Origin of the sequence: Streptomyces sp. NBC_01390, assembly GCF_045040105.1 — a bacterium.
Lineage (GTDB): Bacteria > Actinomycetota > Actinomycetes > Streptomycetales > Streptomycetaceae > Streptomyces.
In genome coordinates this window covers 9,539,000-9,554,996 of the sequence record NZ_CP109551.1, presented here as the reverse complement: position 1 = coordinate 9,554,996, position 15,997 = coordinate 9,539,000, and the positions used below count along the sequence as shown (strand labels likewise).

Here is a 15,997-nt window from a genome sequence, read left to right as displayed (position 1 = left end):
CAGCGCCGCAACACGAAAGGAACGACGACACCATGACACTCTCGTCCGCCTCGCCGACCTCGGCTTCCGTGCCCCAGGCGGCACTTCCCGCCCTTGAACTGCTTCCCGGCCGACCCCCGATCCTGCGCACCCCGTCCGTCTCCGACGCGGTGGAGTGGGCGGGCGCCCACCGGGACGCGCTGCGCGCGGCAGTCGCCGAGCACGGCTCGCTGCTGGTGCGCGGCCTCGGCCTGCACGAGCCCGCCGCGACCGGCGCCGTGCTGCGGCGGCTGGCCGACGGCCTGATGAGCGACCAGGAGGCCTTCGCGCCCCGGCGGCGGTACGCCGACGGCGTGTACTCGTCGTCCAAGTGGCCGCCGAACCAGCCGATGTGCATGCACCACGAGCTGAGCTACGCGCTGGAGTTCCCCGGTCTGCTGATGTTCGCCTGCCTCGAAGCGCCCGCCGAGGGCGGCGCGACCGGGGTGGCCGACTCGGCGGCCGTCCTCGACGCACTGCCCGCCGAACTCGTCCAACGCTTCGAACAGGAGGGCTGGTTGCTCACCCGGACGTTCAACGACGAGATTGGGGCGACGGTCGCCGAGGCCTTCGGCACCGCCGACCGGGCCTCGGTCGAACGCTACTGCCGGGCCCACGCTATCGAGTTCACCTGGGAACCGGACGGCTCCCTGCGCACCCGCCAGCGCCGCGGCGCCGTTCTGCGCCACCCGGTCACCGGTCGTCGCTGCTGGTTCAACCAGATCGCGTTCCTCAACGAGTGGACGATGGACCCGGAGGTCCACGAGTACCTGGTCGACGTGTACGGCGCCGACGGCCTCCCCTTCAACACCCGCTACGGCAACGGCGATCCGATCGGCCTGAACGTCGTCCAGACCCTCAACGCGGTGTACGAGGCGCACACCGTGCGCGAACCGTGGCGCGGCGGCGATCTGCTGCTCGTCGACAACATCCGTACGGCACACAGCCGCGAGCCCTTCGAGGGACCGCGCGAGGTTCTCGCCGCCCTGGCCGACCCGGTCCGCCGCACCGACTCCGCCGACACCACTGAAGGGACAGCCTCATGACCACGAACCCTGTCACGGTCCCGCCGTTCTCCGTCGTCTCCGGCGAGCAGGTCCAACGAGCCCTCCAGGGGCGGGAGTCGGGCGTCGTCGACCTGGTCGAGGCGGTGTACCGGCTGCACGGGGCCGGGGACTCGGTGAACCCGCCCTCGTACTTCCTGCGGTTCCCGGACCGTCCGTCGTCGCGGATCATCGCGCTGCCCGCGTCGATCGGCGGGGACGTGCGGGTGGACGGGCTGAAGTGGGTCTCCAGTTTCCCGGAGAACGTCGCGAGCGGGATCCCGCGGGCGTCGGCCGTGCTGATCCTGAACGACCACGACACGGGCTATCCGTTCGCCTGTCTGGAGAGTTCCATCATCAGCGCGTCCCGAACGGCGGCCTCGGCCGCGCTGGCCGCCGACCGGCTGAGCCGGGGGCGCGCTCGGCCGACCCGGGTGGGGTTCGTCGGGACGGGGCTCATCGCCCGCTACATCCACACCTATCTGGCCGCCACCGGCTGGGAGTTCGACGAGACGGGCGTGTACGACCTGTCCGCCGACAGCGCGACCGGCTTCCGGGGCTATCTGGAGCGGTCGGACGGCGGCGGCAAGGTCACCGTGCACGACAGCGCCGAACAGCTCGTCAGGTCAAGCGACTTGCTGGTGTTCGCCACCGTCGCCGCGAAGCCGCACATCCACGACGTGTCGTGGTTCGACCACCACCCGCTCGTCCTGCACGTCTCGTTGCGTGACCTCGCGCCCGAGATACTGCTCGAATCGGCGAACTACGTCGACGACGTCGAGCACTGCCTGAAGGCGGAAACCTCTCCGCACCTGGCCGAACAGCTCACCGGCGGGCGGGAGTTCATCGACGGCACGCTCGACGACGTACTCACCGGGCGTGCCGGGGTCCCGGTCGACCGGCCGGTGGTGTTCTCGCCCTTCGGACTCGGAGTGCTCGACCTCGCCGTCGGCAGGTTCGTCCACGACGAGGTGGCCCGCCGGGGCGAACTGCGTGTCGTCGACGGCTTCTTCCACGAACTGCGGCGGCACGGCTGACCTCTCCAGGGGGTCGGACGCAGCGTCCCTAACCGGATGCCGTGCCACGGATCAGGCGTGCCGAGGAGAGGCGCGCCGCACACAGGGGGACAACATGCCAGTCATTTCCCAGCCATCGGACTTCAACGAGGATGAGCTCTACGTCGACCTCCGGGCCACCGTGGGACTCCCCCTCTTCCTGAAGTGCGAGGGCTTCAACTTCGCCGGGTCGATCAAGATGAAGGCCGCCTACGAGATGGTGACGGCCGCCGAGCGGGACGGCGGGCTGCGGCCGGGAGCCGTTCTCGTGGAGTCCTCGTCGGGCAACCTGGGCGTGGCGCTCAGTGTGCTCGCGGCGAGCCGGGGCTACCGCTTTCTGTGTGTGACGGACTCGCGCTGCAACGCGCAGGCGATCCGTCTGATGGAGGCGCTGGGCAGCCGGGTGCACGTCATCGACCAGCCCGACCTGCGCGGCGGCTTCCTGGGCGCCCGGATCGGGTACGTCCGCGCGCTGTGCGCCTCCGACGAGCGGTATGTCTGGCTCAACCAGTACACCAACCAGGGGAATTGGCGGGCTCACTACCGTACGACGGCACCGGCGATCGCCCGCCGGTTCCCGGGCCTGGACGTCCTGTTCGTCGGCGCCGGCACGACCGGCACGCTGATGGGCTGCGCGCGCTGGTTCTGGCAGTGGAACCGGCGGGTGCGGATCGTCGCCGTGGACGCCGTCGGCTCGGTCACCTTCGGGGGGCCGCCGGGACCCCGCATGATCCCGGGGCTGGGCACGAGCGTACGGCCGCAGCTGCTCGACGAGTCGTACGTCGACGAGGTGATCCGCGTGGAGGAGGCGGACGCGGTGGGTGTCTGCCGCCGGCTGGCGTCCCGGGGCTTCCTGTTCGGCGGATCGACGGGCACGGTGATCAGCGGGGCGACGCAGTGGCTGGCCCGGCACGACGGCCGTGACCTCACGGCGGTGGCGATCGCCCCGGACCTCGGCGAACGCTACCTCGACACCGTGTACCACCCCGGGTGGCTGGAGGCCCACCAGGGCGAGCAGGAGATGACCCCGCTGGCCTCCGACGAACTGGCGGTCCTCTCCCGGCCGGCCTGACGGGCGGCCTTGGGCCGGGGTGCTGTGCTGCGCGGGAATCCTGTGAACACGCCGTACCGGAGGGTACGTTCTTCGCATGGCAGCCAGCACCCACACCGTGACCAACCAGGTGCCGCCCCTGGTCGGATATGACGTCTTCACCGCCGACAAGGCCCTGGTGGCGGCCGTCGAGCGGCACCTCGACCCCGGGCTTCTGGAGGAGGCCCGGGAGGACCTCTCCGGGCTCGGGAACTCCGCCGGGTCCGCGCAGGTGCAGGAATGGGGGGCGCTCGCCAACGAGAACCCCCCGAAACTGCGGACGCACGACCGGTACGGCAACCGGATCGACGAGGTGGAGTTCCATCCGGCCTGGCACCGACTGCTCGGCAAGGGTGTCTCGGCGGGCCTGACGGCGGCCTGGACGCGGCCGGGCGGGCATGTGCGGCGGGCCGCGGGGTTCGTGGTGTGGTCGCAGGCCGAGGCGGGCCACGGCTGTCCGCTGTCGATGACCCACGCGGCGGTGCCCGCGCTGCGCACCGACCCGGCGCTCGCCGCCGAGTGGGAGCCCCGGCTGACGTCCACCGTCTACGAGGAGGGGCTCGGCCCGGCGGACCGGAAGGCCGGCGTGCTCTTCGGGATGGGCATGACGGAGAAGCAGGGCGGCAGCGACGTACGGGCCAACACGACCGTCGCGAGGCCGCTCGCCGAGGACGGGACGTACGGGCTGACGGGCCACAAGTGGTTCTGCTCGGCGCCCATGTCGGACGGTTTCCTGGTGCTGGCGCAGGCCCCCGGCGGGGTGACCTGCTTTCTGCTGCCTCGCGTGCTGCCCGACGGCACGCGCAACGAGTTCCGCATCCAGCGGCTGAAGGACAAGCTGGGCAACCGGTCCAACGCGTCCGCCGAGGTCGAGTTCGACGGGACGTGGGTGCGCCGGGTCGGGGACGAGGGGCGCGGGGTGCGCACCATCATCGAGATGGTCGCGATGACCCGGCTCGACTGTGTGCTCGGCGCCGCCGCGCTGATGCGGCAGGCGGTGGCCCAGGCCGTGCACCACTGCACGTACCGCGAGGCGTTCGGCGGGAAGCTGGTCGACAAGCCGCTGATGCGCAACGTACTGGCCGATCTGGCCCTGGAGTCGGAGGCGGCGACGACGCTCGCGCTGCGGCTGGCCGCCGCCTACGACGACGGCGGCGAGCAGGAACAGGCGTTCCTGCGGCTCGCGTTGCCGGCCGCCAAGTACTGGGTGACCAAACGCTGCACCCCGCTGGTGGTGGAGGCGTCGGAGTGTCTCGGCGGCAACGGCTACGTCGAGGAGTCGGGCATGCCGCGGCTGCTGCGCGAGTCGCCGCTCAACTCGATCTGGGAGGGCGCCGGGAACGTACAGGCGCTGGATGTGCTGCGGGCGATCCAGCGGGAGCCCGCCGCGCTCAACGCGTTTCTCCAGGAGGTCGGGAAGGCGCGTGGGGCGGACCACCGTCTGGACGGCGCCATCAAGGACCTGTTGACCGAACTCGCCGACCTGGAGGGCATCGAGGGCCGGGCACGACGCCTGGTCGAGCGGATCGCGCTGGTGCTCCAGGGTTCACTGCTGGTCCGTTTCGCACCCCCCGAGACCGCCGACGCCTTCTGCGCCTCACGCCTGGGCAACGACTGGGGCAACGCCTTCGGCACCCTCCCCCACACCCTGGACCTGGCGTCGGTGGTGGACCGAGCCCGACCGGTGAACTGAGGGGCTGCGCCCCGAAAGGGGCGCGGGGAACTGCGCGACCAGCCCCCACCGCCCGGCAGCCAAGGACCCGCCCAACCAGCGGAGCGCGTCGCGGGAGTGGTGCTGCGCCGACACGGCACCACTCCCGCTCACTTGCCCCGCATCGCTCGGGAGCACGGACGCCGCGCACGGCGTCGCCCAAGTTTCAGCCACCGCTGGGCGGTTCACCAGGGTTGCGGGGGGTTGCAACTTGTTGGCGGGTGTGTGCGGAGTGTGGTCTTCCGCGCCCCCGGGGCGGCACCATGAGACATCCAGTCAATACGGGCCGGGAGGACACAGTGGCGAACCCGCCGATGGACGTCGCGCGGCTGGCCGTCCGTGACACGGCGCAGGCGGCGCGGCTGCTCAGTGACGTACGCGCGGCCCGCCTCACCGGACAGCGACCGCGGCTGGCGCCCCGCCCGGTGATCGACCAGTCATGGGACCGCATGCTGCGCAGTGGCGTCGACCCCGACCACGACGTCCGGGCGGGGCTGCTGACCAGCGACGAACTGGAGCGGCGGCGCGAGGCGTCCCGGCTGCGGCATGTCCTGCCGGTGCTGCGGCAGGGGCTGTTGTCGGCCGCGGACGTCACCCAGCACATCGTGGTCGTCGCGGACGAGGACGGCAGGGTGCTGTGGCGCGAGGGCAGTACGCCGGTGCTGCGCAGGGCCGACTCGTACGGGTTCGAGCCCGGCGCCGACTGGGCGGAGGGCGTCGTCGGCACCAACGGCGTGGGCACTCCGATGGTCGCCCGGCGCCCCGTACAGGTCTTCGCCTCCGAACACTTCGTACGGTCGCTCGCGGCCTGGACGTGCGCCGGCGCCCCGATCACCGACCCGCGCGACGGCAGGCTGCTCGGCGTGGTCGATGTCAGCGGGCCGCTGGAGACCATGCATCCGGCGACGCTCGCCTGGGTCGACTCGGTCGCCAAGCTCGCCGAGGCGCGGCTGCGGGAGCGGCACCACCGGTCGTTGGAGCGACTGCGGTCGGCGGCGGCGCCGGTGCTGGCGCGGCTCGGCGGGCGGGCCCTGGCGGTGGACCGGGACGGCTGGACGGCCGCCGTCACCGGTACGCCGTACACGAACCGCGTCGCCCTGCCCAAGTCGTTGTCCCCGGGCCGCCGTTGGCTGCCGGCGCTGGGACTGTGCGAGGTGGAGCCGCTGGCCGGCGGCTGGCTGATCCGAGCCGCCGAGCCCGAGGCGCGCGGCGCCTCACGGATCGTCCTGGACCTGGGCCGGCCGCGCCGCTCGTCGGTGACGGTGTCGGGCCCGGCGGGTTCCTGGACCCACGAACTGAGTCCTCGGCACGCCGAGTTGCTGTACCTCCTGGCCCTGCACCCGGCGGGCCGCAGCGCCGCGGAGCTGGCCGACGACGTGTTCGGGGACCCGGCCCGCACCGTGACCGTACGCGCGGAGATGTCGCGGATACGGCGGTATCTCGGGGCGTTTCTGGACCACCGCCCGTACCGCTTCAGCGAGGACACGGAAGTGGACGTCCTCCTCCCGGACGATCCCCGCGATCTGCCCCACTCGACGGCCCCGGCCGTGGCACGGGGACGGGCGGCGGAGAAGACCGCCGGGGTGTGGACGGCGCCGGACGACGCACAGTGACCCGGCCGTGACGCCGGGGTGAACAAACACGTCCGAACGGCCCCCGAACGCAACACAAGCGCATGGATTCCGGCGTATTCGACCAGGCCCGGCGCCCCCTGACGTACCATCCTTCCCACGGCCCCCCACACTGCGTCCCCGGTTTCAACGTACGGACCGCGAGCCGCAGTTGGCCTGCCTCGGGAGGATGAATGAAACATCGCGGCCGACACCGCAGGCAGCGAAGGGGCAGAGCGCTGCGCGGCGCCCTCGCCGGAACCGCCCTCGCACTGACCGCCGCGGCCACCATCGTCAGCGCCTCCCAGGCCGTGAGCAGCGACAACCCCGGTCCCCTGAAGTCCGTGACGTCAGCCGCGGAGCTGAAGGACTTCCAGCTCAAGGAGCACCTGGCGACGAAGCGTTCGCTCGACCGGCTGGCCACCTCCATGGGCGGCACGGTGGGCGTGAGCACCGTCCTGGAGCACACCAACCGCACGATGCGCGCCGCGGACGAGTGCGCCCCGACCGAGACCGAGGCGCTGCCCGTCGCCCCGACGGCCACCCGCGCGTACTGCTGGGACGAGGCCGATGCCGCCAGCCGGCGCTGGCTGCCGCAGTCCGTGACCACCTCCGGTGACGCGGACGAGGACGGCCGCTGGGGCGCCAACCGGGTGATCCTCTCCGGCTGGACGCACAACGACGCCAAACCGGACGAGCCCGAGGTCTCCAAGGGTCTCGCGCGTGTCGCCGTCATCGACGCGAACGACCTGAGCGACATGACGTACCGCTGGGTGCTGCTGGTCGTGCCGACGGAGGACGGCTCGGACTACCGCAAGCTGGAGTCCTCGATCTCCGGGATGGTCTGGTACCAGGACAAACTACTGGTCACCGCCTCCGCCGCGGACACCGACCGCAAGTCCCTTTACGTCTACGACATGAACCGCATCCAGCGTGCCTCGGTCGACAGCCCGGCGGTCGGCCGGGTGCCCGGCGGCTGGTCGGCGCACGGCTACGGCTATGTCATGCCCGCCGTCGCCTCGTACAGCCTGACCGGCGGGGCGTGCGACCCGGCGGCCGACGACGGCGTCCCCTGTTTCGGCTCACTCTCCCTGGACCGCAGTTCGACGCCCGACAGTCTGGTCGCCAGTGAGTGGTTCCCGGCGGACGCCGATCAGCGCAGCCGCCTGTGGCGTTACTCGTTCAGCCGCGCGGGCGACCGTTCCGGCCTGCTCGCCGCGAACGCCTTCGGCCGGGTGAACGCGGTGGAGGCCTACTCGACGAAGGCCACGGGCATCCAGGGTGTCCTGTCGTACCGGTCGCCGGGCGAGGAAACGGCGGACTGGTACGTCGGTCGCGCCCCCGGCTCGAAGGACCGGCACGGCACCCTGTGGCGACTGGACTCCGACGGCGCGAAGGCCGCCCGCTGCGGCACCGACGACGGCTCCCGCCGCTGCTGGGGCGAGCAGGCCGAGTCCCTCTCCTACTGGGAGGGCACCGGCGAGGTCTGGTCCCTGACGGAACGCGCGGCGGACAACCGCTTCGGCACCCCGATCCCGGAACGCGTCCTGTACGCCGTACCTCTGTCTCAGATCACCGACTCGCTGAGATAACGCCCACACGGCCGGAGTGGGCACTGATAAACGGGCGCTGATAAAGCGGCCGCGCGACAGCGCGCCGCCAGGGGCGCGGGGAACTGCGCGACCAGCCCCCACGGACCCGCACCCGAACGACCCATGGTTCCCTGGCCCCTATGAGCAACATCGCTGTGACCACCTGGTCCCTGCAACAGACCACCCCGACCGACCTGCTCCCCGCAGAGACCCCCGACGGGGACGTCAGAGTCGTCCGCGCCGAAGTCCCCTCACCCGAGTTCAGCCGCTTCCTGTACGCCTCGGTCGGCGGCGACATCCGCTGGACCGACCGGCTGACCTGGACGTACGCGCGCTGGCAGGAGTACCTGGAGCGCCCGGGCGTGGAGACCTGGGTCGCCTACGACCGCGGTACCCCGGCGGGCTACGTGGAGTTCGAGCCCCAGGACGACGGAGTCGTGGAGATCGTCTACTTCGGGCTGATCCCCGCCTTCCGGGGCCGGCGGATCGGCGGGCACCTGCTGTCGTACGGGGCCGCCCGGGCCTGGGACCTCGGGGACCGGTGGCCGGGGCTGGCGCCGACGAAGCGGGTCTGGCTGCATACATGCAGCAAGGACGGGGAGCATGCGATGGACAACTATCTTCGCCGCGGCTTCGCGCTCTTCGACACCAAGGTCGAGGAGGAGGCCGAGGTGGCCGCACCCGGCCCCTGGCCGGGCGCGTACAGCGTCTGACCTGCTCAGGAGCGGTCGGCCGCGCACCGTTCGACCTGTCGTGACCCCGCCATGTGACCGAGGACACCCGCGTCTCACCGTACGAGACCAGGGTGTCCGCATGACGGACAATGCTGGACTGTGTCCAGATCGCCATGACACGCTTCCGTCATGTCTGGAACTGGGATTGCCTTGGTGAGTCGGCGGCACGTCGACCTCGGCCGCATGTCCAGCGCCATCTGTCCGGCGAGCTGAAGAGCCCTCAGCCCCGCCGATCTCCCCCTTTGCCTCAGCCTGCGCAGAGCCGCGCCAGTCTGACCATGCGCCCGTACGCGCAGGTAAGAGCCGCTTTCCGCCTGTCCCGAAGGACCAAAAACATGGCCGCCACCCCGCAGAACCCTGCCGCCGCGCCCCGCCGCAAGGTGAGCCGTCACCGTGGTGAGGGTCAGTGGGCCGCGGGACACTTCACCCCGCTGAACGGGAACGAGCAGTTCAAGAAGGACGACGACGGTCTCAACGTGCGGACACGCATTGAGACGATCTACTCCAAGCGCGGCTTCGACTCGATCGACCCCAACGACCTCCGGGGACGGATGCGCTGGTGGGGGCTCTACACCCAGCGCAAGCCCGGGATCGACGGCGGCAAGACCGCGATCCTGGAGCCGGAGGAGCTGGACGACAAGTACTTCATGCTGCGCGTCCGCATCGACGGCGGCCGGCTCACCACCGACCAGCTGCGGGTGATCGGCGAGATCTCGCAGGAGTTCGCGCGCGGCACGGCCGACCTCACGGACCGGCAGAACGTCCAGTACCACTGGATCCGCATCGAGGACGTCCCGGAGATCTGGAACCGCCTCGAAGCGGTCGGTCTGTCCACCACCGAGGCCTGCGGTGACACGCCCCGCGTCATCCTCGGTTCGCCGGTCGCCGGGATCGCCGAGGACGAGATCATCGACGGCACGCCCGCCATCGAGGTGATCCAGCGCCGGATCATCGGCAACAAGGACTTCTCGAACCTGCCCCGCAAGTTCAAGTCGGCGATCTCCGGCTCGCCGCTGCTCGACGTGGCGCACGAGATCAACGACATCGCGTTCGTCGGCGTGGAGCACCCCGAGCACGGCCCCGGTTTCGACGTCTGGGTCGGCGGCGGCCTCTCCACCAACCCGAAGATCGGCCAGCGTCTGGGCGCCTGGGTCCCGCTGGACGAGGTCCCGGACGTCTACGAGGGCGTCATCTCGATCTTCCGCGACCACGGCTACCGGCGGCTGCGCACCCGCGCCCGCCTGAAGTTCCTGCTCGCCGACTGGGGCGTGGAGAAGTTCCGCCAGGTCCTGGAGGACGACTACCTCAAGCGCAAGCTGACCGACGGCCCGGCCCCGGCCCAGCCCGTCGAGCGCTGGCGCGACCACGTCGGCGTCCACCGCCAGAAGGACGGCCGCTTCTACGTCGGTTTCGCCCCGCGCGTCGGCCGCGTGGACGGCACGCTCCTCACGAAGATCGCCGACCTGGCCGAGGCCCACGGCTCGGGCCGCCTGAGCACCACCGTCGAGCAGAAGATGATCGTGCTCGATGTCGAGGAGGCGCAGGTCGCCTCGCTCGTCGAGGGCCTGGAGGCGCTCGACCTCACCGTCAAGCCGTCCCCGTTCCGGCGCGGCACGATGGCCTGCACCGGCATCGAGTACTGCAAGCTCGCGATCGTCGAGACGAAGGCGCGCGGCGCCTCCCTGATCGACGAACTGGAACGCCGTATCCCGGAGTTCGACGAGCCGATCACCATCAACGTCAACGGCTGCCCGAACGCCTGCGCCCGTATCCAGGTCGCGGACATCGGTCTCAAGGGCCAGTTGGTCCTGAACGACGCGGGCGAGCAGGTCGAGGGCTTCCAGGTCCACCTGGGCGGCGCCCTCGGTCTGGAGGCCGGTTTCGGCCGCAAGGTCCGTGGTCTGAAGGTGACTTCGGAGGAGCTGCCGGACTATGTCGAGCGCGTGCTGAAGAACTTCCAGGCCGAGCGCGAGGACGGCGAGCGGTTCGCCACGTGGGCGGCCCGCGCCTCCGAGGAGGCCCTGTCATGAGCGAGCGAGCCGCCCCCTTCCACTGCCCCTATTGCGGCGACGAGGATCTGCGCCCGAACGAACAGGGCCACGGCGCCTGGGAATGCGGAGCCTGCAATCGAGCCTTCCAGTTGAAGTTCCTCGGGCTGCTCGCCCGCGGATTTCAGCACCGGGAAACCGGAGGGGACGAGATATGACCACGGTTCAGGAAGACCGTACGACCGACGAACTGAAGGCACTCGCCGAGCAGGCGGGACGTGACCTGGAGAACGCCTCCGCACTGGAGATCCTCACGTGGGCCACTGCCACCTTCGGTGACAAGTTCTGTGTGACCTCCTCCATGGAGGACGCGGTGGTCGCCCACCTCGCCTCCCGCGCGATGCCCGGTGTGGACGTCGTGTTCCTCGACACCGGCTACCACTTCCCCGAGACGATCGGCACCCGGGACGCGGTCGAGGCCGTGATGGACGTCCGTGTCCTCACCCTCACCCCGGTCCAGACGGTCGCCGAGCAGGACGCCCAGTACGGGCCGAAGCTGCACGACCGCGACCCCGACCTGTGCTGCAAGCTGCGCAAGGTCGAGCCCCTGGAGCGCGGCCTCGAGGGGTACGCGGCCTGGGCGACCGGCCTGCGCCGCGACGAGTCGCCGACCCGGGCGAACACCCCGGTCGTCGGCTGGGACGAGAAGCGGCAGAAGGTCAAGGTCTCCCCGATCGCCCGCTGGACGCAGGACGACGTGGACGCGTACGTCGCCGAACACGGCGTCCTCACCAACCCGTTGCTGATGGACGGCTACGCGTCCGTCGGTTGCGCGCCCTGCACCCGCCGGGTGCTGGAGGGCGAGGACGCGCGCGCCGGCCGCTGGGCGGGGCGCGGCAAGACCGAGTGCGGGCTGCACGGCTGATGACCGAGACCGAGATCAAGCTTCAGCCTCAGACGGAGACCGCGACCCCCGACGACCAGGAGATACCAGTGACGACCGGAGCCACCGTATGGCTCACGGGTCTGCCGAGCGCCGGCAAGACCACCATCGCGTACGAACTGGCCGGCCGGCTGCGCGAGGAGGGCCACCTCGTCGAGGTGCTGGACGGCGACGAGATCCGTGAGTTCATCTCGGCGGGCCTCGGCTTCAGCCGCGAGGACCGGCACACGAACGTGCAGCGCATCGGCTTCCTCGCCGAACTGCTCGCCCGTAACGGCGTCAAGACGCTGGTCCCGGTGATCGCGCCGTACTCGGACAGCCGCGAGGCGGTGCGCAAGCGTCACCAGGAGAGCGGCGCCGCGTACGTCGAGGTGCATGTGGCGACCCCGGTCGAGGTGTGCTCCGTACGCGATGTGAAGGGTCTCTACGCCAAGCAGGCCGCGGGCGAGCTGACCGGTCTCACCGGGGTCGACGACCCGTACGAGGAGCCCGAGACGCCCGATCTGCGGATCGAGTCGCAGGACCAGACCGTCCAGGAGTCCGCGGCGGCCGTCCACGCGCTGCTCACCGAGAGGGGACTGGCATGACGACCACCGTTGCCAAGGCGCACGGGGGCGAGACGGACGCCCCGTACACCCTCTCCCACCTGGACGCCCTCGAGTCCGAGGCCGTGCACATCTTCCGCGAGGTGGCGGGTGAGTTCGAGCGGCCGGTGATCCTCTTCTCCGGCGGCAAGGACTCCATCGTCATGCTGCATCTGGCGCTGAAGGCCTTCGCCCCCGCGGCGATCCCCTTCACGCTGCTGCACGTCGACACCGGGCACAACTTCCCCGAGGTGCTGGACTACCGGGACCGCGCGGTCGAGCGGCACGGGCTGCGGCTGCATGTCGCCTCCGTGCAGGACTACATCGACCGCGGGGTGCTGAAGGAGCGTCCGGACGGGGTGCGCAACCCGCTGCAGACGCTGCCGCTGACAGAGAAGATCCAGGCCGAGAAGTTCGACGCCGTCTTCGGCGGCGGGCGCCGGGACGAGGAGAAGGCCCGGGCGAAGGAGCGGGTGTTCTCGCTGCGGGACGAGTTCTCGCAGTGGGACCCGCGCCGGCAGCGCCCCGAGCTGTGGAACCTCTACAACGGGCGGCACGCGCCCGGCGAGCACGTCCGCGTGTTCCCTCTCTCCAACTGGACCGAGCTGGACGTCTGGCAGTACATCGCCCGTGAGGGCATCGAGCTGCCGGACATCTACTTCGCGCACGAGCGTGAGGTGTTCCAGCGGGCCGGGATGTGGCTGACCGCCGGCGAGTGGGGCGGCCCCAAGGCCGACGAGACCGTCGAGAAGCGCCAGGTCCGCTACCGCACGGTCGGTGACATGTCCTGCACGGGCGCGGTCGACTCCGACGCGGTGACACTGGACGACGTCATCGCCGAGATCGCCGCCTCCCGGCTCACCGAGCGGGGTGCCACCCGCGCCGACGACAAGCTGTCCGAGGCCGCGATGGAAGACCGTAAGCGCGAGGGGTACTTCTAGTCATGACCACGACCACGGAACTCACCGAACTGGCCGAGACGACGCTCCTGCGGTTCGCCACCGCCGGTTCCGTCGACGACGGCAAGTCCACCCTCGTGGGCCGGCTGCTGCACGACTCCAAGTCGATCCTCAGCGACCAGCTGGAGGCGGTGGAGCGCGTCTCGGCCAGCCGCGGCCAGGACACCCCCGACCTCGCGCTGCTCACGGACGGCCTGCGCGCCGAGCGCGAGCAGGGCATCACCATCGATGTCGCGTACCGCTACTTCGCGACACCGAAGCGCCGGTTCATCCTCGCCGACACGCCCGGCCATGTGCAGTACACCCGCAACATGGTGACGGGTGCCTCCACGGCCGAGCTGACGGTGATCCTCATCGACGCCCGCAACGGCGTCGTCGAGCAGACCCGCCGACACGCGGCCCTCGCGGCTCTGCTGCGCGTCCCGCACGTGGTGCTCGCGGTCAACAAGATGGACCTGGTCGACTACCAGGAGTCCGTGTTCGCCGCCATCGCCGAGGAGTTCACGGCGTACGCGCTGGAGCTGGGCGTCCCCGAGATCACCGCGATCCCGATCTCGGCGCTGGCCGGCGACAACGTGGTGGACCCGTCCGCGAACATGGACTGGTACGGCGGGCCGACCTTCCTGGAGCACCTGGAGACGGTCCCGGTCGCCCACGACCTGAGCCACTGCCACGCCCGTCTCCCCGTGCAGTACGTGATCCGGCCGCAGACCGCCGAGCACCCCGACTACCGGGGCTACGCGGGCCAGATCGCCGCCGGTTCCTTCCGCGTCGGCGAGTCCGTGACGGTCCTGCCGTCCGGCCACGCGTCGAGGATCGCCGGTATCGACCTGCTCGGCGTGGCGGTCGACGTCGCCTACACCACCCAGTCGGTGACCGTCCTCCTGGAGGACGACATCGACATCTCGCGCGGCGACCTGATCGTGCCCAGCAAGGACGCGCCGCCGACCACGCAGGACGTCGAGGCGACCGTGTGCCATGTCGCCGACGCGCCGCTGACGGTCGGCCACCGGGTGCTCCTCAAGCACGGCACCCGCACGGTCAAGGCGATCGTCAAGGACATCCCGTCCCGTCTCACGCTCGACGACCTGTCCCTGCACCCGCATCCGGGACAGCTCGTCGCCAACGACATCGGCCGCGTGAAGATCCGCACCGCGGAGCCGCTGCCCGTCGACTCGTACGCCGACTCGCGGCGCACCGGCTCGTTCATCCTGATCGACCCGAACGACGGCACCACGCTCACCGCGGGCATGGTCGGCGAGTCGTTCGCGTCCCCGGAGCCCGTCAAGGACGAGGCCGAGGACGACGGGTGGGACTTCTGACATGAACGGCACCGACTACTACTCCACGTTCGCGAAGGAGGGCGGCCGCGTCGGCAGCGGCGCCCTCGGCAGCGGGCAGGGCGGGGTGGGGCGATGTGCGTGTTGACGTACGCGCACCGCTTGCGCGCCCTGTCCCCCCACCGGACGTCCCGACGACGAAGACCTGCCGACCTCCCGGCCACGACCTGAGGGCGTGACCGCCGGGCCAACGAGAGGAAAACCTCCCGTGCCTGCCAACCGCTCAGCACTCCTCCGCCGCGGCCTCGCCGTAGCGACCGCACTCCCCCTCCTGACGCTCGCCGCCTGCGGTTACGGGTCGGACTCGAAGGACGACAGCTCCAAGGCGAAGGTCGCCGCCGGAGCCCAGAAGATCGACGGACTCGACTCCGTCAAGATCGGCTACTTCGGCAACCTGACCCACGGCACCGCGCTGGTCGGTGTGAACAAGGGGTACTTCCAGAAGGCGCTGGGCGCCACGGAAGCGAAGTACCAGGTCTTCAACGCCGGCCCGTCCGAGATCGAGGCCCTCAACTCGGGCTCCATCGACATCGGCTGGATCGGCCCCTCCCCCTCGATCAACGGCTACACCAAGTCCAAGGGCACCAACCTCCGCATCATCGGCGGTTCGGCGTCCGGCGGTGTGAAGCTCGTCGTCAACCCGACGAAGATCAAGTCCGTCAAGGACGTCAAGGGCAAGAAGATCGCCACGCCTCAGCTGGGCAACACCCAGGACGTGGCGTTCCTCAACTGGATCGCCGACCAGGGCTGGAAGGTCGACGCGGAGAGCGGCAAGGGCGATGTGTCGGTCGTCCGCACCGACAACAAGGTGACCCCGGACGCCTACAAGTCGGGTTCCATCGACGGCGCGTGGGTGCCCGAGCCGACCGCGTCCAAGCTGGTCGCCGAGGGTGCGAAGGTGCTGCTCGACGAGGCGGACCTGTGGCCGGACAAGAAGTTCGTGATCACGAACATCATCGTGTCGCAGAAGTTCCTCAAGGAGCACCCGAAGGCCGTCGAGGCGGTCCTGAAGGCCTCGGTCGACACCAACAAGTGGATCAACGCCAACTCAGAGGCGGCGAAGGCGGCGGCCAACGCCCAGCTCGCGATCGACTCCGGCAAGGCCCTGAAGCCCGAGGTCATCGACCCGGCGTGGAAGTCCATCCAGTTCACCAACGACCCGCTGGCCTCCACCCTCAACAGCGAGGCGGAGCACGCGGTCAAGGCCGGTCTGCTGGAGGACCCGCTGCTGAAGGGCATCTACGACCTCACGCCGCTCAACAACGTCCTCAAGGCCGAGGGCGAGAGTCCGGTCGACGACGCCGGTCTCGGCGTCAAGTAGTCCCGATCC

The 15,997-nt window shown here is 70.4% G+C and carries 15 protein-coding genes; all 15 read left to right on the top strand.

Going from position 1 to position 15,997, the window contains the following annotated elements; translation table 11 throughout:
* Positions 1-32 precede the first annotated feature (32 nt).
* The 15 genes from OG241_RS42870 to OG241_RS42800 all read left to right on the top strand — a co-directional run bounded on the left by OG241_RS42870 (position 33) and on the right by OG241_RS42800 (position 15,988).
* The gene (locus OG241_RS42870) at positions 33-1,064 is read left to right on the top strand and encodes a TauD/TfdA family dioxygenase (RefSeq protein WP_405823507.1); all 1,032 of its coding nucleotides are present in this window, start codon (positions 33-35) and stop codon (positions 1,062-1,064) included.
* Positions 1,061-2,098 (top strand): 2,3-diaminopropionate biosynthesis protein SbnB, encoded by a 1,038-nt coding sequence (gene sbnB, locus OG241_RS42865; protein ID WP_405823505.1) that lies wholly within the window; start codon positions 1,061-1,063, stop codon positions 2,096-2,098. Before OG241_RS42870 ends, sbnB begins: the two co-directional genes overlap by 4 nt.
* Before the next feature lie 94 nt (positions 2,099-2,192).
* On the top strand, positions 2,193-3,188 hold the full coding sequence (sbnA, locus tag OG241_RS42860) for a 2,3-diaminopropionate biosynthesis protein SbnA (RefSeq protein WP_405823504.1): 996 nt from the start codon (positions 2,193-2,195) through the stop codon (positions 3,186-3,188).
* 76 nt (positions 3,189-3,264) lie between these two features.
* Positions 3,265-4,899 (top strand): acyl-CoA dehydrogenase family protein, encoded by a 1,635-nt coding sequence (locus OG241_RS42855; protein WP_405823502.1) that lies wholly within the window; start codon positions 3,265-3,267, stop codon positions 4,897-4,899.
* Positions 4,900-5,231: 332 nt separating this feature from the next.
* Entirely contained in the window at positions 5,232-6,530 is a 1,299-nt protein-coding gene (locus tag OG241_RS42850) for a GAF domain-containing protein (RefSeq protein ID WP_405826740.1), read from the top strand.
* Between the two features lie 191 nt (positions 6,531-6,721).
* Positions 6,722-8,119 (top strand): hypothetical protein, encoded by a 1,398-nt coding sequence (locus OG241_RS42845; protein WP_405823500.1) that lies wholly within the window; start codon positions 6,722-6,724, stop codon positions 8,117-8,119.
* Between the two features lie 140 nt (positions 8,120-8,259).
* Positions 8,260-8,832 (top strand): GNAT family N-acetyltransferase, encoded by a 573-nt coding sequence (locus tag OG241_RS42840; RefSeq protein WP_405823499.1) that lies wholly within the window; start codon positions 8,260-8,262, stop codon positions 8,830-8,832.
* Between the two features lie 150 nt (positions 8,833-8,982).
* Positions 8,983-9,066, top strand: coding sequence for a putative leader peptide (locus OG241_RS42835; RefSeq protein ID WP_309486338.1), 84 nt, complete (start codon positions 8,983-8,985; stop codon positions 9,064-9,066).
* Between the two features lie 122 nt (positions 9,067-9,188).
* The gene (locus OG241_RS42830; protein WP_405823497.1) at positions 9,189-10,883 is read left to right on the top strand and encodes a nitrite/sulfite reductase; all 1,695 of its coding nucleotides are present in this window, start codon (positions 9,189-9,191) and stop codon (positions 10,881-10,883) included.
* Positions 10,880-11,059, top strand: coding sequence for a hypothetical protein (locus tag OG241_RS42825; protein ID WP_319095786.1), 180 nt, complete (start codon positions 10,880-10,882; stop codon positions 11,057-11,059). Before OG241_RS42830 ends, OG241_RS42825 begins: the two co-directional genes overlap by 4 nt.
* Complete coding sequence (locus OG241_RS42820; protein ID WP_405823495.1) at positions 11,056-11,766, top strand: phosphoadenylyl-sulfate reductase; 711 nt, start codon at positions 11,056-11,058, stop codon at positions 11,764-11,766. Before OG241_RS42825 ends, OG241_RS42820 begins: the two co-directional genes overlap by 4 nt.
* Positions 11,766-12,371, top strand: coding sequence for an adenylyl-sulfate kinase (cysC, locus tag OG241_RS42815; protein WP_405823493.1), 606 nt, complete (start codon positions 11,766-11,768; stop codon positions 12,369-12,371). Before OG241_RS42820 ends, cysC begins: the two co-directional genes overlap by 1 nt.
* The gene (gene cysD / locus OG241_RS42810) at positions 12,368-13,309 is read left to right on the top strand and encodes a sulfate adenylyltransferase subunit CysD (RefSeq protein ID WP_405823491.1); all 942 of its coding nucleotides are present in this window, start codon (positions 12,368-12,370) and stop codon (positions 13,307-13,309) included. The genes cysC and cysD overlap by 4 nt, the downstream gene beginning before the upstream one ends.
* Before the next feature lie 2 nt (positions 13,310-13,311).
* Positions 13,312-14,649, top strand: a complete 1,338-nt coding sequence (locus OG241_RS42805) for a sulfate adenylyltransferase subunit 1 (protein WP_405823489.1) — start codon at positions 13,312-13,314, stop codon at positions 14,647-14,649.
* Between the two features lie 226 nt (positions 14,650-14,875).
* Complete coding sequence (locus tag OG241_RS42800) at positions 14,876-15,988, top strand: ABC transporter substrate-binding protein (RefSeq protein ID WP_405823487.1); 1,113 nt, start codon at positions 14,876-14,878, stop codon at positions 15,986-15,988.
* Positions 15,989-15,997: the final 9 nt, after the last annotated feature.